The organism is Kitasatospora sp. NPDC004240, from assembly GCF_053603215.1.
Genome location: NZ_JBSGFD010000155.1, coordinates 1 through 20,616 on the forward strand (window position 1 = coordinate 1; position 20,616 = coordinate 20,616).

Consider the following 20,616-nt stretch of genomic DNA (forward strand, 5'->3'; position numbering starts at 1 on the left):
GGCGCGCGGGCGCGCGGAGCGGGGCGGCGGCGGGCGGGCGGGGTCGCCACGCCAGCGCGGGCCCACGGTCTCTACCGCCGAGTAGGACGGTCGTACGATCACGGGCAGCACGATGACGTGATCCCGAACGGCAGGAGCCCTCCCATGACCGACGCCGCCCCCACCGGTACCCCCGGCGACGCCGCGCCCGTCCTCAAGGTCCCGCAGGACGTCCTCGACCACTTCGCCAAGCTGGGCATCACCCCGTCCACCTTCTCCGGCGGCCACCTCGGCGAGAAGCTCGGCATCCGGATCGTCGAGGCCTCCCCGGACCGCGTGGTGGGCACCATGCCGGTCGAGGGCAACCAGCAGCCGTACGGGCTGCTGCACGGCGGCGCCTCGGCGGCGCTCGCGGAGACCCTGGGCTCGGTGGCCGCGATGCTGCACGCCGGCCCGGGCCGGTACGCGGTCGGCGTGGACCTCAACGCGACCCACCACCGCTCGGCGACGTCCGGGCTGGTCACGGGGGTGGCCACGGCCGTGTTCAAGGGGCGCACCGCCGCCACGTACGAGATCGCGATCACCGACGACACCGGCAAGCGGGTCACCAGCTGCCGGCTGACCTGCATGCTGCGCGACCTCTGAGCCCGCGGAGCGGCCCCCGGGGCACCGGGGCGACGGCGCCGCGGTCAGCCGACTGACCATCAGATCCCTTGCCCGCCCCCTTGTTTGACCTTCGACTGCGCTGGGCAGCCCTTGGTCCAGACAAGGGGGCGGTGGCATGTTCACAATCTTTCAACAGTGTAACTCTGGGTAACAAGTAGGAAATCCGAGCATCTGACCGCCCAGGGTCATGGTGCGGGGCCGGCGCGCCCGGGAGCGGACGTGGGATCGCCCCATCGTCCGTTATGCGGTCGAGACCGCCCGGAGCCAGTGGCCCGGACGGGCGTGTCCGATTATCGGTGAATCCAGCACTCACCCGCATTTCTGGCCCTTACACCCCCGCTACCGGCGAGTAAGTGCCCGTCAGCAACGGGTCGGTCGCGCCAAAACGACCACATGCTGAGATAACTCCTCCGTGTGCTCATAACAAGAGAATCACAGCCTCGCTCCACCTCTGCCGGAGCCGCCCGACGGCCATCTAGAGTCACGGCCAGTCACCGCGCCATCGGATTGGGACAGACCCCATCGTGCGCCCCGGCACCCGCCAATTCCGGCGCGGCGCCTTCCTGACCAGAAGGGGACCCTCGTGCGTCAGCGTTCAGCACTTGTCGTGAGCATTGCGGTTATCGGTGCGCTCACGCTCACCGCCTGCGGCTCCCGCGGCGAGAACAAGGCCAACACCGGCGACAACAGCGGCGGCGGCTCCTCCGTCACCGTCACCATCGGCGTCGACGCCCCGCTCACCGGCGACCTCTCCGCCCTGGGCCTGGGCATCAAGAACTCCGTCGACCTCGCCATCAAGCAGGCCAACGAGAAGAACGAGGTCCCCGGGGTCAAGTTCCAGCTCAAGGCCCTGGACGACACCGGCAAGCCCGCCCCCGGCCAGCAGAACGCCACCCAGCTGGTCGCCGACAAGAACGTCATCGGCGTCGTCGGCCCGCTGAACTCCAGCGTCGCCCAGTCGATGCAGCAGATCTTCAACGACGCCAACCTCGTCCAGATCTCCCCCGCCAACACCGGCGTCGCGCTCAGCCAGGGCGAGAAGTGGGCCAGCGGCACCAAGGCCCGCCCCTTCAAGTCCTACTTCCGCACCGCCACCACCGACGCCGTCCAGGGCCCGTTCGCGGCCCAGTACCTGGCCAAGGAGGCGAAGAAGACCAAGGTCTTCCTCATCGACGACCAGAAGACCTACGGCGCCGGTCTCGCCGCCACCTTCAAGGGCGAGTTCACCAAGCAGGGCGGCACCATCGTCGGCGAGGAGCACGTCAACGCCGACGACCGCGACTTCGCGGCCATCGTCACCAAGGTCAAGAGCTCCGGCGCCGACGCCGTCTACTACGGCGGCGAGTACCCCGCGGCCGGCCCGCTCTCCCTCCAGCTCAAGGACGCCGGCGTCAGCATCCCGCTGATGGGCGGCGACGGCATCCAGAGCGGCGACTTCATCAAGCTCAACCCCAAGAGCCAGGGTGACCTCGCCACCGCCGTCGGCCTGCCCGTCGAGCAGCTGCCCACCGCCGCCAAGTTCATCGCCGACTACAAGGCCGCGGGCTACAAGGACGCCTACGAGACCTACGGCGGCTACTCCTACGACAGCGCCTGGGCCATCATCCAGGGCGTCAAGGCCGTCGTCGCCGCCAACAACGGCAAGCTCCCCAGCGACCCGCGCGGCAAGGTCGTCGAGGCCGTCCAGAAGATCTCCTTCGAGGGCGTGACCGGCAAGGTCTCCTTCGACGAGTTCGGCGACACCACCAACAAGCAGCTCACCGTGTACGCCGTCAAGGACAACAAGTGGGCCGTGGAGAAGTCCGGCACCTTCAACGGCTGACGAGCCGCCGCACCACCACCTGAAACAACCGAGCGCGGGGGCGCCACGAGTGCCCCCGCGCGTCCACATCCCACCACAACGCGGACACGCACAACGGAGGCCCAGCGGTGCACGACCTACCGCAGCAGCTGGCCAACGGCCTGATCCTCGGCGCCCTCTACGGGCTCGTCGCGATCGGCTACACGATGGTCTACGGCATCGTCCAGCTCATCAACTTCGCCCACGGCGAGATCTTCATGGTCGGCGGCTTCGGCGCCCTGACCGCCTACCTCGCCCTCCCCGGGGGCACCACACTCTGGGTGGCCGTACCGCTGATGCTGGTCGCCGGCATCCTGGTCTCCACGCTGACCGCCGTGGCCGCCGAACGCTTCGCCTACCGGCCGCTGCGCACCGCGCCCCGGCTCGCGCCGCTGATCACCGCGATCGGCCTGTCCATCCTGCTCCAGCAGCTGGTCTTCTCCTTCTACCCGGACGCCAAGAAGGCCCGGGTCTTCCCGAAGATCCCCGGTGACCCCTTCGAGCTCGGCTCCGTCGCCATCCAGCGCAGCGACATCTTCCTGATCGTCGCCGCCCCGCTGTGCATGCTCGCCCTCGGCTGGTTCGTCACCCGCACCCGCTCCGGCCGCGCCATGCAGGCCACCAGCCAGGACCCCGACACCGCCAAGCTGATGGGCATCGACACCGACCGCATCATCGTCATGGCCTTCGCCATCGGTGCCGCGTTCGCCGCCATCGCCGCCGTCGCCTACGGCCTGCGCAGCGGCCAGGTCGACTTCCGCATGGGCTTCCTGCTCGGCCTCAAGGCCTTCACCGCGGCCGTCCTCGGCGGCATCGGCAACATCTACGGCGCCATGCTCGGCGGCATCGTCCTCGGCCTCGCCGAAGCCCTCGCCACCGGCTACATCCAGCACGTCCCCGGCATGGACCTCTTCGGAGGCGGCGCCTGGAAGGACGTGTGGGCCTTCGTACTCCTCATCGTCGTGCTGCTCGTCCGGCCCCAGGGCCTGCTCGGCGAGCGCGTCGCGGACAGGGCGTGACCACCATGAGCACTACCGAGATCACCCCCGTCATCCCCCTCCCGGGCGCGACCCCCGCCGAGAACGGCCGCTCCCTGCTCTCCGTCGCCCTCACCGGCGCCGGCGCCGTCACGGCCGCCGCCTCCGCCTTCCTCCCCTGGACCTGGGCCTCCTCCTTCCCCGGCGACCTCACCCTCTACGGCTACCCCGCCGGCCTCCAGTGGCTCGCCCTCACCGGCGGCGCCCTCACCCTCCTGCTGCTGCTCGCCGGCCAGGGCGTCCCCGGCCTGCGCTGGATCGCCCCCAACCGCAGCAACAACGCCGTCCTGTACGCCGCCGCCGGCACCGCCGCGGTCTGCGTCTACGCCGTCACCGCCATCTCCCTCGACCTCGGCGGCCTCGCCAACCTCGACCCCGGCGGCTGGATGGCCGGCGTCGGCTCCCTGCTCGCCGTGGCCGGCAGCCTCGCCCTCCCGCTCGACCGGCGCACCAAGGTGCCGCTGCGGATCGTCGCCTGGAAGCTCTTCCTGATCCTCCCGGTCGCCGTGATCGTCTACGTCGCCGCCGACCAGACCATCCCGGCGGACCACCCGGTCGCCCCCGTCGTGACCATGCTCGCCTCCGGCGGCATCCTCGCCGGCGCGGCCGTCCTCCTCCTCCAGCTCGGCCACGCGCTCAACAGCTGGCTGCGCCTGGGCAAGATCGAGCGCTCCCTGCCGGCCGCCCGCGAGCTGCCCTCCTGGCTGGAGATCCTGCTCATCGTGGTCGCGTTCGGCCTCGGCCTGTTCGCCGTCACCTTCGGCATCGACACCGAGTACGGCGAGCTGTTCATCGGCTACCTGCTGCTGGCCGGCTTCGTGATCGCCGCGCTCTCCACCTCCGGCCTGCTGGCCCGGATCCGCGCGCTGACCGTCAAGTACCGCTCGGTCACCACCGGCGCCGCGTTCGCCGCCGCCGCGAGCTTCCCCTTCACCCAGACCAGCGACCAGTACACCTCGGTCGCCACCAACATCCTGATCTTCGCCACCGTCGCCCTCGGCCTCAACATCGTCGTCGGCCTCGCCGGTCTGCTCGACCTCGGCTACGTCGCCTTCCTCGGCGTCGGCGCCTACGCCGCCGCCCTGGTCTCCGGCTCGCCCGCCTCGCCGATCCAGGTCCAGTTCCCCTTCTGGGCCGCGATCCTGACCGGCGCCGTGGTGTCGATGATCTTCGGTGTGCTGATCGGCGCCCCCACCCTGCGGCTGCGCGGCGACTACCTCGCCATCGTCACCCTGGGCTTCGGCGAGATCTTCCGCATCACCATGCTCAACCTCAACGGCAAGACCGGCCCCGACCTCACCAACGGCTCCAACGGCATCCCGCGCATCCCCGACCTGGAGATCCTCGGCTTCAACCTCGGCCAGAAGCACACCGTGCTCGGCGTCGAACTCGGCCGCTTCTCCAACTACTACCTGCTGATGCTGCTGGTCACCGCCCTCGTGGTGCTGGTCTTCGCCCGCGTCGGCAACTCCCGCATCGGCCGCGCCTGGGTCGCCATCCGCGAGGACGAGACCGCCGCCGAGGCCATGGGCATCAACGGCTTCCGCCTCAAGCTCCTCGCCTTCGCCCTCGGCGCCTGCCTCGCCGGCCTCGCCGGCACCATCCAGGCCCACGTCAGCTACACGGTCACCCCCGACCAGTACACCTTCGCCGAGGCCCTGCCGCCCAACTCCGCCTTCCTGCTCGCCGCCGTCATCCTCGGCGGCATGGGCACCATCAGCGGCCCGCTGGCCGGCGCCACCCTCCTCTTCCTCATCCCGAAGAAGCTCGAGTTCCTCGCCGACTACCAGCTCCTCGCCTTCGGCATCACCCTCATGATCCTCATGCGGGTCCGCCCCGAGGGCCTCATCCCCAACCGCCGGCAGCAGCTGGAGTTCCACGAGGCCGCCATCCCGGCCCAGACCTCCACCGACTCCGCCGCCCTCACCAAGGCAGGGGCGTGACCCGCCACATGACCACCACCACCGCCCCCGCCCCCGCGCGCACCCCGCTGCTGGACGTCTCCGGCGTGACCATGCGCTTCGGCGGCCTCACCGCCGTCAACGACGTGTCCCTGACCGTCGGCGAAGGCGAGATCATCGGTCTCATCGGCCCCAACGGCGCCGGCAAGACCACCTTCTTCAACTGCCTCACCGGCCTCTACGTCCCCACCGAGGGCAAGGTCAGCTACAAGGGCACCGTCCTCCCGCCCAAGCCCCACCTGGTCACCCAGGCCGGCATCGCCCGGACCTTCCAGAACATCCGGCTCTTCGCCAACATGACCGTCCTGGAGAACGTCCTCGTCGGCCGGCACACCCGCACCAAGGAAGGGCTCCTCGCGGCCATCCTGCGCGGCCCCTCCTACCACCGCGCCGAGGCCGAGAGCCGCGCCAAGGCCATGGAACTCCTGGAGTTCACCGGCCTCGCGGACAAGGCCGAGCACCTCGCCCGCAACCTCCCGTACGGCGAGCAGCGCAAGCTGGAGATCGCCCGCGCCCTGGCCTCCGACCCCGGCCTGCTGCTCCTCGACGAGCCCACCGCCGGCATGAACCCCCAGGAGACCCGCGCCGCCGAGGAACTCGTCTTCGCCATCCGCGACCGCGGCATCGCCATCCTCGTCATCGAGCACGACATGCGCTTCATCTTCAACCTCTGCGACCGCACCGCGGTACTCGTCCAGGGCAAGAAGATCGTCGAGGGCGACCGCGAGACGGTCCAGAACGACGAGCGCGTCATCACCGCCTACCTCGGCGCCCCGCTCGAAGGCACCACCGCAGCTACGGAGACCGAGCAGTGACCGCACTCCTTGAGGTCGAGGACCTCCGCGTCGCCTACGGCAAGATCGAAGCCGTCAAGGGCATCAGCTTCACCGTCAACCAGGGTGAGGTGACCACCCTCATCGGCACCAACGGCGCGGGCAAGACCACCACCCTGCGCACCCTCTCCGGTCTGCTCAAGCCCCTCGGCGGCAAGATCACCTTCGACGGGCAGCCGCTCGACACCGTCCCCGCGCACAAGATCGTCTCGCTGGGCCTCGCCCACTCCCCCGAGGGCCGGCACATCTTCCCGCGCATGACCATCGAGGAGAACCTCCTCCTCGGCGCCTTCCTGCGCAGCGACACCGCCGGCATCGCCGCCGACGTGGAGCGGGCCTACACCCTCTTCCCCATCCTCGGCGAACGCCGCAAGCAGGCCGCCGGCACCCTCTCGGGCGGCGAGCAGCAGATGCTCGCCATGGGACGCGCCCTGATGTCCCAGCCCAAGCTGCTCATGCTCGACGAGCCCTCCATGGGCCTGTCGCCGCTCATGATGCAGAAGATCATGGCGACCATCGTCGAGCTCAAGGCCTCCGGCATGACCATCCTGCTCGTCGAGCAGAACGCCCAGGCGGCGCTCTCGCTCTCCGACCAGGGGTACGTCATGGAGACCGGCCGCATCGTCCTCCAGGGCACCGGCGCCGACCTCCTCCACGACGAGTCCGTCCGCAAGGCCTACCTCGGCGAGGACTGAGCACCCACCGGGTAACGCGAAGGGCCCGGCAGCTGATCGCTGCCGGGCCCTTCGCCGTACCCGCGGACTACTCGCCCTTGGCCTCCTCGGCCTTCTTGCGGTCCTGGGCCTCGCCCTCCTCGATCACGGCCTCCGCGACCGCGGCCATCGTCATCCGACGGTCCATCGAGGTCTTCTGGATCCACCGGAACGCCGCCGGCTCGTTCAGCCCGAACTTCGTCTGCAGCACCGACTTCGCCCGGTCCACCAGCTTGCGGGTCTCCAGCCGCTGCGAGAGGTCCGCGATCTCCAGCTCCAGCGCCCGCATCTCGGTGTACCGCGACACCGCCATCTCGATCGCCGGCACCAGGTCGCTCTTGCTGAACGGCTTCACGATGTACGCCATCGCGCCCGCGTCCCGCGCCCGGTCCACCAGCTCCCGCTGCGAGAACGCCGTCAGCATCAGCACCGGCGCCAGGTTCGCCTCGTGGATCCGCTCGGCCGCCGACAGGCCGTCCAGCACCGGCATCTTCACGTCGAGGATCGCCAGGTCCGGCCGCAGCTCCTCGACCAGCTTCACCGCCGTCTCGCCGTCCCCGGCCTCGCCGACGACGGTGTAACCCTCCTCTTCGAGCATCTCCTTCAGATCGAGACGGATCAGCGCCTCGTCCTCGGCGATCACGATCCGGGTGATCTGGGGCGATTCGGTCTCAAGCGGCTCGGGCTGCTCGTCGGCGGTGCTCACGGGGCTCCTCGTTCCGGCGGGGGGAGTGCAATAAACGAGGGTACCTAGGAGCGGCCATCAGGTCACAGCCGGTATGCTCTGTCGAGACTAACCCGGCCGGGTTGGTGGAACGGCATACACGGATGTCTCAAACACATCTGCCCGAGAGGGCTTGCGGGTTCGAATCCCGCACCCGGCACCCAGATTTACCTTGAATTCCCAGGAAAAGGGAAGTTCATCACATCCGGTGATCCGCATCGGAATCCCTGACCATTCTTCCGGGCCCCACCGATGCTGGGCCGCATGACCACCCGAACGGTTCGCGAGCAGGCCGTCCAACTGCTCCGCAACGGGGCCAGGAACGCGGACGTCGCACGCCGCCTGAGCGTCCCCGCCGGCACGATCTCCTGGTGGAAGCACCAGGATCTGGCCAAACACGGCACGCTCCCCGGCCGCAAGCGCTCCACCTGCCCTCATTGCTACGGCAGCGCGCTCGATCGCCCGGCCTACGCGTATCTGCTCGGCCTCTACCTCGGCGACGGCCACATCACGCAGCCCCGGCAGCACCGCACGTTGAGCCTCTTCATCACCTGTGACAACAACTGGCCCGGGATCATGGACTCCGTCGAACAGGCCATGCGCTCCGTGTTCCCGAACAACAAGCCCTGCCGAGTCCGCCGGACGGGGTGCCACGACGTCAAGCTCTACTCGAACCACCTCCTCTGCCACTTCCCGCAGCACGGCCCCGGGAAGAAGCACGAGCGGACCATAGCCCTGGAGCCCTGGCAGCGGGAGATCGTTGAAGCGCACCCGTGGGAGTTCCTGCGCGGGCTGATCCATTCCGACGGCTGCCGTATCACCAACTGGGCGACGCGGACGGTCAACGGCGTCGTCCGCCGGTACGAGTACCCGCGGTACTTCTTCACCAACACGTCGACCGACATCACACGCCTGCTGACCGACACCCTCGATGCGGTGGGTGTCGCGTGGAAGGCGTCCGTACCGCGCCCGACCGGCCAGGTGAACGTCTCCATCGCCCGCAAGGCGTCCGTCGCCCTGATGGACACCCACATCGGCCCGAAGTGGTGAGGCGGACGACTCAGCCCGCCCGCTCCAGCGGCTCCATTTCGACGGTCAGCCTCATCTTCAGGGCCAGTGCCAGTCGTTCGAGAACGATGATGGTCGGCATCGTTCCGCCGGCCTCGAAGCGGGCCACGGCGGGCTGCTGCATTCCGGCGGCCGTGGCCAGCTGGGCCTGTGTCATGCCGAGGGCCTCGCGGCGGAGCCGGACGGTCTCGCCCAGTTCGAACCTGATCCGGGCCGCCTCGTACTCCGCGCCGGCGCCCGGGCGGCTCAGGATCTCCTCCCGCAGGGACCGCCACGACGTGCGCTCCGTCATGCCTTCCACTCCTCCTCCTCATCGGCGGTCCGCGGCGAACGGGCGGCGTTCCCCCACAGGGGGAAGCCGCCCGCGGACACCCGCGCGATCGTCGGTCAGTTGTCCAGTTGGCCGACGTGGTGGACGCGGACCAGGTTGGTGGAGCCGGCGAGGCCGGGTGGGGAGCCGGCGGTGATGACGACGATGTCGCCCTTCTCGCAGCGACCGAGGGAGAGCAGGGCGGCGTCGACCTGCTCGACCATCTCGTCGGTGGTGGGGGCGAAGGGGCCGAGGAAGGTCTCGACGCCCCAGGTGAGGGCGAGTTGGCTGCGGACGGCCGGTTCGTAGGTGAAGGCCAGCACCGGGATGGGCGAGCGGTAGCGGGTGAGGCGGCGGGCGGTGTCGCCGGACTGGGTGAAGGCGACGAGGTACTTGGCGCCCAGGAAGTCGCCGATCTCGGCCGCCGCGCGGGCGACCGCGCCGCCCTGGGTGCGGGGCTTGTTGCTCGGGGTGAGCGGGGGCAGGCCGGCGGCGAGGACGTCGGTCTCGGCGGCCTCGATGATGCGGCCCATGGTGCGGACCGTCTCGACGGGGTACTTGCCGACCGAGGTCTCGCCGGAGAGCATCACGGCGTCGGTGCCGTCGAGGACGGCGTTGGCGACGTCGGAGGCCTCGGCGCGGGTGGGCCGGGAGGCGTTGATCATCGAGTCGAGCATCTGGGTGGCGACGATGACCGGCTTGGCGTTGCGCTTGGCCAGCTTGATCGCCCGCTTCTGGACCATCGGGACCTGCTCCAGGGGCATCTCCACCCCGAGGTCGCCGCGGGCCACCATGACGCCGTCGAAGGCGTCGACGATGGAGGTCAGGTTCTCCACCGCCTGCGGCTTCTCGATCTTGGCGATGACCGGGAGGAAGCGGCCCTCCTCGGCCATGATCCGGTGGACGTCCTCGATGTCGCCGCCGGTGCGGACGAAGGAGAGCGCGACCAGGTCGGCGCCGGTCCGCAGGCCCCAGCGCAGGTCGGCGACGTCCTTGTCGCTGAGCGCGGGCACGGAGACGGCGACGCCGGGGAGGTTGAGGCCCTTGTGGTCGGAGACCAGGCCGCCCTCGACGACGGTGCAGCGGACCCGGGGTCCGTCGACGTCGGTGACCTCCAGGCAGACCCGGCCGTCGTCGACGAGGATGCGCTCGCCGGGGGTGACGTCCCCGGCCAGGCCCTTGTAGGTGGTGCCGCAGATGTCCTTGTCCCCCACGACGCCGTCGTCGGTGGAGATGGTGAACTCGTCGCCGCGTTCGAGAAGTACAGGGCCCTCGGCGAAGGTGTCGAGCCGGATCTTCGGGCCTTGAAGGTCGATCAGGACGCCCACGCTCCGGCCGGTCTCGTCGGAGGCCTTGCGGACCCGGCGGTACCGTTCCTCGTGCTCGATGTGGGAGCCGTGGCTCAGGTTGAATCGGGCGATGTCCATCCCCGCGTCGACCAGGGCCTTGATCTGGTCGTACGAGTCGGTGGCTGGCCCGAGGGTACAGACGATTTTTGCTCGGCGCATAGTGCTGAGCGTAGGCATTACCGGCGCGTAACGACGATGTTCCTCCGGACAGCGGGATGACCTTTGCCGGACGCCGAGTTGAATAATCTGACACATCCTCGGTCCGGTGTGCGAAGGGCCCCCGGAGCGCGCCCGCCGATGCGATTCCGTGAAGGGGTGTTAACCCCTGATTCACCGCTGATTCGACTCCCGCTCCCTGCCCGGCGGGACGCTCGTCACCCGGGTTCGACGGCGGACAGCCGGTCGCCGCCCCGGGGACCGATGAGCGGACGAGGGGGAAACGTTCGGCATGAAGCGTGCGTTCGGGGTGCTGGCGGCACTCCTGCTGATCGGCGGGGTGGCGTTCGCCCTGCTGCGTCCCGTGGGGGGCGATGACAAGCCCGAGACCATCAAGGTCACCGGCCTGATCGGCTCGGAGAAGCGCGAGTTCTTCGCCGATCCCGCCGTGATCGCCGAGTTGAGGCAGCAGGGCCTGGAGGTCACGGTGGAGAGCACCGGCTCCTGGCTGATGGGCTCGACCGATCTGAAGAAGTACGACTTCGCGTTCCCGGCCAGCTCCTCCCCCGCCGAGGGCATCAAGAAGTCGAACGGCGTCACCGGCGAGCAGGTGCGGCCGTTCTACTCGCCCCTCGTCATGGTGGCGCACAGACAGGTGGCGGAGGTGCTGAAGAAGAACGGCCTCGCCGAGGTGTCCAAGTCCGACGTCTGGACGTTCAAGATGGACGCCTACGTCCAGGCGGTGCGGGAGAAGCGCACCTGGGAGCAGCTGACCGGCTCGGCCGGCCACCGGGAGCTGTCCGGGCGGCTGTTCGTCACCACGACCGATCCGGACGACTCCTCCTCGGGTGCGCTCTACCTGGCGCTGGTCTCGTACCTGGCCAACGGGCGCCAGGTGGTGTCCGACGACGCGGGGGTGCAGCGGGTGAAGGACCTGGTGAAGGGTGTGGTGGAGGTGCAGGGCGGCCAGCGGTCCAGCAGTGAGGGGCCGTTCACGGACTTCGTGTCGGGGGTGGGCAGCCCGCTGGTGCTGGCGTACGAGTCGCAGGTGGCGTCGCTGACGGCCAAGGGCGGGGTGGCCAAGGGCGGTTCGGCCGGGGACATGGTGATGCTGTACCCGGATGTGACGGTCTCCAGTGACCACACGGTGGTGGCGCGGACGGACGGTGGCCGCAAGCTCGCCGAACTGCTGCGCGACAACAAGACGTTGCGGGCGTTGGAGGCCAAGTACGGGTTCCGTCCGCAGGCCGATCCGGTGGCGCTGGAGCAGGTGGTGGCGGGCAAGGAGGGGCCGGTGTTCGCGCGGGACCTGTCGGCGGCGCAGGTGGTGCAGGCGCAGGTGCCGACGGTGGAGATGCTCGGCAAGCTGGTGAACACGGCGAAGGGCCGGTGACGGGGGTGGCGGGGATGACGAGGTCCGTTCGGGGATCCGGGCTGCGGCTGCTGGCGGCGGGGCTGGCGCTGCTGACGGCGGTGGCCTGCACCTCGGACGGCGGCGGCACGACGCCGCGGCCGAGCGACCCGCCGGCGACGACCGCGCAGGCGGGTGTGCTGCGGGTCCTGGCCGGCAGTGAACTGCAGGACATGGCACCGGTGTTGGAGGAGGCCCAGAAGGCCACCGGGGTGACCGTGCAGTTCGCCTGGACGGGTTCGCTGGACGGCGCGGACGCGGTGTCCACGGGCAAGGCGGACGGCCGGTACGACGCGGTGTGGTTCCCGTCGAACAAGTACCTGCGGCTGGACGAGGCGGGCAGGCCCAGGCTGCTGTCGGAGACGCCGATCGCGGTGTCGCCGGTGGCGGTGGGCGTGCGCTCCTCGACGCTGGGCGAGTTGGGCTGGGGCGACGGTTCCAAGGTGACCTGGGCGCAGCTCGCCGAGGCGGCCTCGGCGGGCCGGCTGTCGTACGGGATGGCGGACCCGTCGCGGTCCAACTCGGGCTTCTCGGCGCTGGTGGCGGTGGCCTCGGCGTTCTCGGGGGCGAATTCGGCGCTGACCTCGGAGGACGTGCAGAAGGCCTCGCCCTCGCTGAAGAAGTTCTTCACCGGGCAGAAGCTGACCTCGGGTTCCTCGGGGTGGCTGGCGCAGGCGTACACCCGGGCGGAGTCCGGGAAGGTCGGGGCGCTGGTGAACTACGAGTCGGTGCTGCTGTCCTTGAACAAGACCTTGCCGGCGGACCAGCGGCTGACGGTGGTGCGGCCGGTGGACGGGGTGGTGTCGGCGGACTACCCGCTGACGCTGCTGAGCTCCTCGGCGCAGCGGGAGCGGGAGTCGTTCCAGCGGCTGACGGCGTACCTGTTGAAGGACGACGTGCAGCGCCGGATCTCGGAGTTGACGCTGCGTCGTCCGGTGACGGCGGGGGCGGTCTCGGCGCCGGGGCTGGCGACGGACCGGTTGCGGGAGCTGCCGTTCCCGGGGACGCGGGCGATCGCGGACGGGCTGCTGGCCTCGTACCAGAACGAGCTGCGGCGTCCGTCGCGGACGGTGTACGTGCTGGACACCTCGGGTTCGATGCGGGACGGGGGGCGGCTGAACGCGCTGAAGTCGGCGATGGGCCGGTTGACGGGGACGGACGACACCCGGGGGGTGCGGCGGTTCCGGGACCGGGAGGAGGTCACGCTGGTCTCCTTCGCGTCGCGGGTGAAGTCGACGAAGACGCACGCGGTGCCGGCGGCGGGTGCGCAGCCGGGTCCGCAGGCGACGCTGGCGGCGATCAACGCGGATGTGCAGGCGTTGTCGGCGGACGGCGGGACGGCGGTGTACAGCTCGCTCCAGGAGGCGTACCGGGTGATCGAGCGGCAGCAGGCGGCGGCCGGTGACGACCGGTTCACCTCGATCGTGCTGATGACGGACGGGGAGAGCAACGAGGGCGCGACGGACGCGGACTTCAAGAAGTTCCACCAGGGGCTGTCGCCGGCGCTGCGGTCGGTGCCGGTGTTCCCGATCCTGTTCGGGGACGCGGCGAAGGGGCAGTTGTCGGGCATCGCGGAGCTGACCGGGGGGAAGCTCTTCGACGGGACGGGTTCGCTGGACGGGGCGTTCGAGGAGATCCGTGGCTACCAGTAGGCCGGACGGCGGGGCGGGGGGCGCGGCGGGGGCCGGGCCTGGGTCGCCGGTGCCCGGGGGGTCGCGTTCGCGGGTGCTGGCGTACCTGGAGTCGGGGCGGAACCTGGCGGGCTGCGGCGGGGGCGCGGTCGGGCTGGCCCTGCACTTCGCGGGGCTGGGCGGCACCTGGTGGCCGGGCATGGTGGCGGCGCTGTACGGCGCGGGGGTGCTGCTGTGGCCCGGAGGGTCGAAGCCGTCGAAGGGGGCGGAGGCGGAGACAGGCCGGGTGTCCGGGGCTCCCGGGGCGGTGCCGGTGACGGTGCCCGGGCCGGTCGTGGTGCCCGGGCCGGTGACGGTGCCCGGGCCGGTGGCGGCTCCGGAGCCGCCCGTGAAGGTGCCGGAGCGGCCCGCGAAGGTGCCGGCGCCGGAGCCCGCGCGGTCCACGGCCGTCCGTACCCCGGCGCGGTCGGCGGCCGATCTGTCGGCGGAGGTGGACGCGCTGATCGCGGCGCTGTCGAGTGTCCCGTTGCCGCCGTCGCCGGCGTTGGAGGGGCTGCTGGACCGGCTGCGGGACACCCCGGCGGACCACGCCGAGGCGCGGCGGATCCTGAGCCGGCGGCTGCCGGTGGCGGTGGACGGCTACCTGCGGGCCCGCACCTGGCGGCCGTGGGCGCCGGGTGAGCCGGATCCGGCGGTGGTGCTGGACCGCGAGGTGGAGCGGATGGCGGCGGTGCTGGCCGCCTGAGGTCGGCCGGGCCGCGTACGGGGAGCGGGCCGGGGTGCGTGGACGCGCCCCGGCCCGCTGTCGTACGTCCTCGGGTGCGTCGGGGTCCGGTGAACGTGCGGGCCGGGTTGCCCGAACGGGCAGTGGGCTCGGCCCGGGGTGCGGGCCGCGCGTCCCTGGCCGGTGGTGGGCGGGGCGGGGAGGCTGTGGCCCGGCGGCGGCGTCGGCCGCGCCGGAGAGGACCCGACCCGGTGAGTGTGAGCGAGACCCCTGCCCGTCCGGCCCGTGGGAACTGCGGCGAGTGCGGGGCCGTGGCCTCGGGCGAGCGTACGTTCTGCGAGGAGTGCGGAGCGTTCCTGAGGTGGGTCGGGCAGGAGGAGCCGGCCGTCGCGACCGGCCCGGTCCGGGCCGCCGACCGAGCCGCCGACGGGGGCGGGAAGGGCGCGGACGGCAGGGCCGGGGACGCGAAGGGCGGCGCCGGGAAGCCCGCCGCCGAGCCGTCGCCCGTGCCTCCGGCCGTCCCGACCGCCCCCACCGTCCCCGTCGCGCCCGCCGCCGATCCGGAGACCGCCGAGCTGCCCCCGGTGGCCGAGCCCGGCTCGCCCCGGGTGCCGGCCGAGGTGCTGGCCGCCGAGCGGGCGCACGCGATGGTGGTGCCGGTGCCGGAGGCCCCGGCACCCCCGGCGGCGGATCCGGCGGTGGCGCCGGTCCTGCCGGGGCGGCCGGAGGAGTCCCGTCCGCGGGTGCGGGCGACGGTGGGCGGGGAGGCGCAGGGCGGGCCGGAGTGCCCGTGGTGCGGCGCCGGCAATCCGCCGGGGCGGCGGTTCTGCCGCCGCTGCGGCGCCCGCTTCGACGCGACGGCCGGGGACGGCCCGGTGGCGCTGCCGTGGTGGCGCCGGCTGCTGGGCGGCCGGGACGGGGAGCAGCCGTGGGCGGGCCAGCGGCCGCGGCTGCGGCGCGGCCCGGCCCGGGCGGTGCGGCTGGCGGTGACGGCGGCGGTGCTGGTGCTGGCCCTGGTGGCCGCGATGGTGTGGACCGGGCCGGCGGTGGACGCGGTGACCGATCACTTCGCGGACCGGGTGCCGGTCGACCCGGTGCGGATGACCGCCTCGCGCTCGTACGACACGCACGGGCCGGAGCTGACCCTGGACAAGGTGTCCAACTCCTGGTGGGGCAGCGGGATCGAGGGGGACGGCGCCGGGGAGTGGCTGGAGGCGGAGTTCGGCCGGCCGGTGCGGCTGCTGGACCTGATGATCACCCCGGGCGCGGCCGCCGACCCGGCGCAGCAGCTGGCCCAGGCCCGGCCGCGCGGTCTGGAGCTGCTGCTCACCGACGCGGACGGGGACACCGAGACCCGTACGGTCGAGCTGAGCGGGGACGGCCCGCAGCGGGTGCGGCTGCGGGCCGGGCGGGTGACCAAGGTGCGGCTGGTGGTGCGCAGCGCGTACGGGGTGGCGCCGGGCAAGCAGGTGGCGGTGGCGGAGGTCGAGTTCTTCGGCCGCAAGAGCTAGGGCGGGGGGCGGGTCGTGATCCACGAGGTGGACGAGGCGCTGCTGGCGCTGCTGCGGGACGACGTCCTCGGCCCGACGGGGGTGGAGGTGCTGTTCGACGCGCCGACCCGGGAGTGGGCGGCGCGGCGCAACGCGCCGACGGTCAACCTCTTCCTGTACGACATCCGGGAGGACGTCGGGCGGCGTGAGCAGGGCCGGCGGCGTGAGGTGCGGGAGGCGGGGCCGGAGCGTGGCGGGACGCTGGTGGAGCACGAGCCGCCGCGCTGGTTCGCGCTCTCGTACCTGCTGACGGCGTGGACCAAGCGGCCGCAGGACGAGCACCGGTTGCTGTCGGTGCTGCTGGCGGGCCTGCTGGGGCGGGCGGCGCTGGAGCCGGAGCGGCTGACGGGGGCGCTGGCGGAGCTGGGGCTGGCGCTGCCGTACACGGTGGCGATGCCGCCGGAGGAACGGCGGGCGCTGGCGGACGTGTGGTCGGCGCTGGGCGGGGAGTTGAAGCCCTCGCTGGACCTGGTGGTGACGGCGCCGGTGGCGGGGGTGCGACGGGTGCCGTCCGCGCTGGTCACGGATGCGCTGGTGCTGGACGTGGACGGCGGCGGCGGGGCCAGGGAGGTGCGGCGGCCGCGGTTCGAGGACGAGCCGCCGGCCCAGGTGCGGCCGGCGCGGCCGGTGGGGGTGCGCCGGGCGCGGGACGGCGGGACGGGCCGGCCGGGCGGGATCCGCCGGTGAGCGCGGCGCGGGAGTTGCGGGCGCGGCTGGCCGGGGTGGAGAAGCGGGTCCGGCTGGCGGTGGAGCGGCGGCGGGCGTCGGAGCCGGGTCCGGAGGATCCGTTCCTGGGGATGCACGTGTCCCCGGAGGCCGCGTGGCGGCTGCTGGAGCGGCGGGCTCCGGACGCGGCGGAGCCGTTCGACGGCGCCGAGCCGTCGGAGGGCGAGGAGCCGTTCGGGGAGGCCGGAGGGGGCGAGGGCACGGGAGCGGCCGAGGGTCCCTGCCCGGTGCTGGACGTGCTCGCGGAGCGTTTCGGACTCTCCTTGCTGGACGTCGGGTTGCTGCTGGTGGCGGTGCTGCCGGACGCCGACCGGCGGTTCGAGCAGCTGTACGGATTCCTCAACGACGACGTCGGCCGGCGCCGGGCCACCGCCGGACTCGCCTTCGAGCTGCTCGGCCTGTCGTCGCTGGATCCGCGGGCGCGGGCCCGGCTGGCGGCCGGCTCGCCGCTGGTCGGCGGCGGGCTGCTGCTCGTGGAGGAGCCCGAACGGCCGTTCCTCGGAAGGTCGTTGCGGGTGCCGGACCGGATCACCGCGCATCTGCTCGGTGACGACTCCCCCGACGCGGCCCTGCACGGGCTGCTGGCCCCCGCGCCGCGCCCGCCGGCGGACGGGGGGCCGGCCGCGGAGCCCGTACCCGCGCTGGCCGCGGCCCTGGGGGCGGGCGTGCGGCTGGTCCATCTGCGTGAGCGGGCCGGCGGGTCGGCGACGGCCACCGGCCTCGCCGCGCTGGCGGCCGCGGGGATGGGCGGGTGGCGGCTGGACCTGGCCGCGCTGGCGGCGGCCGCCGATCCGGCGGGGGCGCTGCCGCTGGTCGCCCGGGAGGTGCGACTGTCCGGCGGCGGTCTGCTGGCCGGCCCGGTCGAGGCCCTGGAGGGTCCTGAACTGCGGCGTCTGATCGGCGGGTTGGCGCGGCTTCCGGTGCCGGTCCTGCTGGCCGGTACGGGCGGCTGGGACCCGCTGTGGTCCGAGCACAGCCCGCTGACGGTGGCCGCCGGCGCGTTCACTCCGGCCGACCGGGCCGCGTGGTTCCGCGCCGCCCTCGGTGACGCCCCGCTCGACCCCGGCCTCGACCTGGCGCACGCCCTGGCCCCGTACCACCTCGGCCCGGACGCGGTCGGCCGGGCGGCCGGGAGCGCCCGGCTGCGGGCCGGCCTGGAGTCGGCGCCGGTCGCCGCCCGGCACCTGACGGCGGGGGTGCGCGGGCAGAACGCGGCCGGGCTGGAGCGGCTGGCCCGGCGGATCGAGCCGGCCGTCGGGTGGGACGACCTGGTGCTGCCCCCGGCCACCCGGCGGGAGCTGGACGAGCTCGCGCTGCGCGCCCGCCACCGGGAGCGCGTGCTCGGCGACTGGCGGATGCGCCCGGGCGGCGGCCGCGGCCGGGGGGTGATGGCGCTGTTCGCCGGCGACTCGGGCACCGGGAAGACGATGTCGGCCGAAGTCGTCGCGGGCGAGCTGGGGTTGGACCTGTACGTGGTCGATCTCTCCACCGTGGTCGACAAGTTCGTCGGGGAGACGGAGAAGAACCTGGAGCGGATCTTCACCGAGGCCGCCGGCGTCAACGGCGTCCTGCTGTTCGACGAGGCGGACGCGGTCTTCGGCAAGCGCTCCGAGGTGAAGGACGCCCACGACCGCTACGCCAACATGGAGAGCGCCTACCTGCTCCAGCGGATGGAGTCCTTCGACGGCATCGCCGTGCTCACCACCAACCTGCGCGCCAACCTGGACGAGGCGTTCACCCGGCGGCTGGACGTGATCGTGGACTTCCCCGTCCCCGACACCGCCCACCGCGAGGCCCTGTGGGACCGCTGCCTCGGCCCGGTCCTCCCCCGGGCCGACGACCTCGACCTCGCGTTCTGCGCCCGCTTCGAGCTGGCCGGCGGCTCCATCCGCGCCTGTGTGGTGACCGCCGCCTACCTCGCCGCCGAGGCCGGCCGCCCGGTGACGACGGCCGACCTGGTGGCGGCGGTGGAGCGCGAGTACCGCAAGCTCGGCCGGCTGGTGCTCGCGGAGGAGTTCGCCCGGCACGGGTGAGGCCGGCCGGGGGAGGCCCGGCCGGCGGGGGTCGCCGCCTACAGGGCCGCGCGGATGGCCGCGAGCTCGCTGCGCAGGAAGGTGGTGCTGCTGGCGCCGTCCGGCGCGATCGTCGACAACATGCCGGTGAAGCTCCAGCCTTCCACCTCCCGCGTCTCGACCGCCGGGGCGGCCGTGGTCCGCGACGGGGCGGCCTTGCCACCCTTCTTGGCCTGCCGGGCGGCCTTCGCCGCCGACGTCTTGCCCGCCTTGCCGCTCGGGCCGCCGGCCGCGGGGGCGGCCGTCTCGGTCACCGGCACCGTCCCCTCCTCGCCTGCCAGGTCCGAACCGATGAAGAAGAGCGTCGTCTCGCCGGCCGTCACGTTCCCCAGCTTCACCTCGCCGGTCTCCACCTCCTCCGGCATGGTGACGTCGAGGTCCCCCTGCTTGAGGTAGAGCTCGAAGCAGGTCCGGACGATGGCGCCGAGGGTCCCCCGTACGATCGCCTCCACCTGGGCCGCGCCCGTTCCCGGGGCCCAGAAGTTGTTGACGGCCTTGGCCTGGCCGAAGTCGAAGTGCCGGAGGGTGTGCCGCTCGCAGATGTGGCGGATCGCGTTCCGGTTCACGCTCAGCGTGAGGCCGACGTACCGCTCACCGATCTTCTCGACGTGCGTCTCGGTCGCCACGGTGTCCGTGCCGCCTTCGTAGGCGTCGATGTCCTCGGCACTCTCCCGGTCGCGGCGGAACATCTCGACCCCCTCATCGGGGCCCGGGAAGTTCCGCAAGCCCTTGCGGTGGTGCTGGGTGTGGACATTGCCGTCCGTGTTGGTCACCTGCTCCGCCAGCCACTGCTCCTCGTCCGGCGCCGCGATCTGATCGGGCCCGTACCCCTTGGCCTTGTGCGCGGCGATGGCCGCCCGGAGGTGATCGGTCATCGCGGTCCAGTCCTCGCCCTCGGGCCCGTCGGGCTTGTCCCGCGCCGCCAACCAGACCCCCTCCAGGGCCTTCAGGCCGGCCGACACGTCGTCCAGCCTGCGGCCGCCGTTTCCGTCGGGGACGGTGTCCGGGTCGAAGAGCATGCCGGGGTCGCCCTGGGGGCTCGGCGGGCCGACGGCCAGGTTGACCCCCATGTTCCAGAGCAGGTACACGGTCTGGGGATTGGACTTCACGATCTCCTTGTCCACCGCCGTGCGGAAGATCCGGTTGAAGGCCTTCGCCTCGTCGACCCCGTTCTGCAGGGCGCGTTCGAGCGCCTCGCCGATGCCCACCAGACGTTCCTTCGAGATCTTGTGATGGAGTGCCGCGTCACCCCAGGAACCGGGCTTCGTGTGGGCCGCCTTCTGGTTGGTCGACACGGCGTGGGCCCAGTTGTTCTTGTCGAGATCGGCCCGCTGCACCGCCCCTTCGCCGGCCACCGAGGCCGCGTGGGCGCCGACGGTCTCCCGGGCGCCGGTCGCCTCGCGGTCGCCTCGGGCCTCGCGGGCGCCGGGCGCGGGGGCGCGCATCACCCGGGTCGCGTTGGCCTCCGCCTCACGCTCGAAACGGTCCGAGGGGTCGGAGATCCGCAGGCCCCCGCCGTCGTCCCGGCCCGCGACCGGGCCGCTGCGCTGCTGGATGACGTGCGTGAGCTCGTGCGCCAGCGTGTGCTTGTCCGCGCCGCCGGGGCCGAGCACCACGTGGCTCCCCGAGGTGTACGCGCGGGCGCCGATGCCGGCGGCGGAGGCGGCGGCATCGGCGCCCGTGTGCACCCGGACGTCGGAGAAGTCGGCTCCGAGCCTGCCCTCCATCTCCTGCCGCAGCGGTGCGTCCAGCGGCCGGCCCGAGGAACCCATACGCGGTCACCAGCCTCGCCACGTCCACCAGGTCGCCCGGCTCCGCCGGCTGTCCGGCGCGTGCGTGCACCATCTCTTCTCCCAAGTCGTCCTC

17 protein-coding genes and 1 tRNA gene are annotated in these 20,616 nt (G+C 72.3%); 14 read left to right on the forward strand and 4 right to left on the reverse strand.

Translation table 11 applies throughout. The features are described 5' to 3' along the window. The first annotated feature begins 144 nt into the window (after window positions 1–144). From ACWEQL_RS31390 to ACWEQL_RS31415, 6 genes are all read left to right on the forward strand, one after another. Window positions 145–624, forward strand: coding sequence for a PaaI family thioesterase (locus ACWEQL_RS31390; protein ID WP_452153744.1), 480 nt, complete (start codon window positions 145–147; stop codon window positions 622–624). Between the two features lie 604 nt (window positions 625–1,228). Beyond that, window positions 1,229–2,467, forward strand: coding sequence for a branched-chain amino acid ABC transporter substrate-binding protein (locus ACWEQL_RS31395; RefSeq protein ID WP_452153745.1), 1,239 nt, complete (start codon window positions 1,229–1,231; stop codon window positions 2,465–2,467). A 107-nt stretch (window positions 2,468–2,574) separates the two neighbouring features. Continuing rightward, complete coding sequence (locus ACWEQL_RS31400) at window positions 2,575–3,504, forward strand: branched-chain amino acid ABC transporter permease (RefSeq protein WP_452153746.1); 930 nt, start codon at window positions 2,575–2,577, stop codon at window positions 3,502–3,504. 5 nt (window positions 3,505–3,509) lie between these two features. Further along, window positions 3,510–5,465, forward strand: coding sequence for a branched-chain amino acid ABC transporter permease (locus tag ACWEQL_RS31405; protein WP_452153747.1), 1,956 nt, complete (start codon window positions 3,510–3,512; stop codon window positions 5,463–5,465). An 8-nt stretch (window positions 5,466–5,473) separates the two neighbouring features. Beyond that, window positions 5,474–6,298: an ABC transporter ATP-binding protein gene (locus ACWEQL_RS31410; protein ID WP_452153760.1), complete on the forward strand. Its 825-nt coding sequence runs from the start codon at window positions 5,474–5,476 to the stop codon at window positions 6,296–6,298. Then, window positions 6,295–7,011 (forward strand): ABC transporter ATP-binding protein, encoded by a 717-nt coding sequence (locus ACWEQL_RS31415; RefSeq protein WP_452153748.1) that lies wholly within the window; start codon window positions 6,295–6,297, stop codon window positions 7,009–7,011. The genes ACWEQL_RS31410 and ACWEQL_RS31415 overlap by 4 nt, the downstream gene beginning before the upstream one ends. 67 nt (window positions 7,012–7,078) lie before the next feature. Here the strand turns inward: ACWEQL_RS31415 and ACWEQL_RS31420 are convergent, their stop codons facing one another. Continuing rightward, on the reverse strand, window positions 7,079–7,735 hold the full coding sequence (locus tag ACWEQL_RS31420; protein ID WP_452153749.1) for an ANTAR domain-containing response regulator: 657 nt from the start codon (window positions 7,733–7,735) through the stop codon (window positions 7,079–7,081). A gap of 95 nt (window positions 7,736–7,830) precedes the next feature. Here ACWEQL_RS31420 and ACWEQL_RS31425 point away from each other — a divergent pair. Beyond that, window positions 7,831–7,913 (forward strand) — tRNA-Leu (locus ACWEQL_RS31425). Window positions 7,914–8,017: 104 nt separating this feature from the next. After that, a complete protein-coding gene (locus ACWEQL_RS31430; protein WP_452153750.1) occupies window positions 8,018–8,803 on the forward strand; it encodes a helix-turn-helix domain-containing protein in 786 nt (261 codons plus the stop codon). Between the two features lie 10 nt (window positions 8,804–8,813). On the opposite strand, the gene ACWEQL_RS31435 is transcribed toward ACWEQL_RS31430, so the two are convergent. After that, on the reverse strand, window positions 8,814–9,113 hold the full coding sequence (locus tag ACWEQL_RS31435; RefSeq protein ID WP_452153751.1) for a helix-turn-helix domain-containing protein: 300 nt from the start codon (window positions 9,111–9,113) through the stop codon (window positions 8,814–8,816). A 95-nt stretch (window positions 9,114–9,208) separates the two neighbouring features. Continuing rightward, the gene (pyk, locus tag ACWEQL_RS31440) at window positions 9,209–10,639 is read right to left on the reverse strand and encodes a pyruvate kinase (RefSeq protein WP_452153752.1); all 1,431 of its coding nucleotides are present in this window, start codon (window positions 10,637–10,639) and stop codon (window positions 9,209–9,211) included. A 289-nt stretch (window positions 10,640–10,928) separates the two neighbouring features. Between pyk and ACWEQL_RS31445 the strand changes: the two genes are divergently transcribed. The 6 genes from ACWEQL_RS31445 to ACWEQL_RS31470 all read left to right on the forward strand — a co-directional run bounded on the left by ACWEQL_RS31445 (window position 10,929) and on the right by ACWEQL_RS31470 (window position 18,711). Beyond that, window positions 10,929–12,029: a hypothetical protein gene (locus tag ACWEQL_RS31445; protein WP_452153753.1), complete on the forward strand. Its 1,101-nt coding sequence runs from the start codon at window positions 10,929–10,931 to the stop codon at window positions 12,027–12,029. A 14-nt stretch (window positions 12,030–12,043) separates the two neighbouring features. Continuing rightward, window positions 12,044–13,699 (forward strand): extracellular solute-binding protein, encoded by a 1,656-nt coding sequence (locus ACWEQL_RS31450; protein WP_452153754.1) that lies wholly within the window; start codon window positions 12,044–12,046, stop codon window positions 13,697–13,699. 73 nt (window positions 13,700–13,772) lie between these two features. Beyond that, window positions 13,773–14,423 (forward strand): hypothetical protein, encoded by a 651-nt coding sequence (locus tag ACWEQL_RS31455; RefSeq protein ID WP_452153755.1) that lies wholly within the window; start codon window positions 13,773–13,775, stop codon window positions 14,421–14,423. Between the two features lie 230 nt (window positions 14,424–14,653). After that, the gene (locus tag ACWEQL_RS31460; RefSeq protein ID WP_452153756.1) at window positions 14,654–15,913 is read left to right on the forward strand and encodes a zinc ribbon domain-containing protein; all 1,260 of its coding nucleotides are present in this window, start codon (window positions 14,654–14,656) and stop codon (window positions 15,911–15,913) included. 15 nt (window positions 15,914–15,928) lie between these two features. Next, the gene (locus ACWEQL_RS31465; protein WP_452153757.1) at window positions 15,929–16,639 is read left to right on the forward strand and encodes a DUF4255 domain-containing protein; all 711 of its coding nucleotides are present in this window, start codon (window positions 15,929–15,931) and stop codon (window positions 16,637–16,639) included. After that, a complete protein-coding gene (locus tag ACWEQL_RS31470; RefSeq protein ID WP_452153758.1) occupies window positions 16,636–18,711 on the forward strand; it encodes an ATP-binding protein in 2,076 nt (691 codons plus the stop codon). Before ACWEQL_RS31465 ends, ACWEQL_RS31470 begins: the two co-directional genes overlap by 4 nt. Window positions 18,712–18,749: 38 nt before the next feature. On the opposite strand, the gene ACWEQL_RS31475 is transcribed toward ACWEQL_RS31470, so the two are convergent. Next, entirely contained in the window at window positions 18,750–20,522 is a 1,773-nt protein-coding gene (locus ACWEQL_RS31475; protein WP_452153759.1) for an eCIS core domain-containing protein, read from the reverse strand. Between the last annotated feature and the right edge of the window lie 94 nt (window positions 20,523–20,616).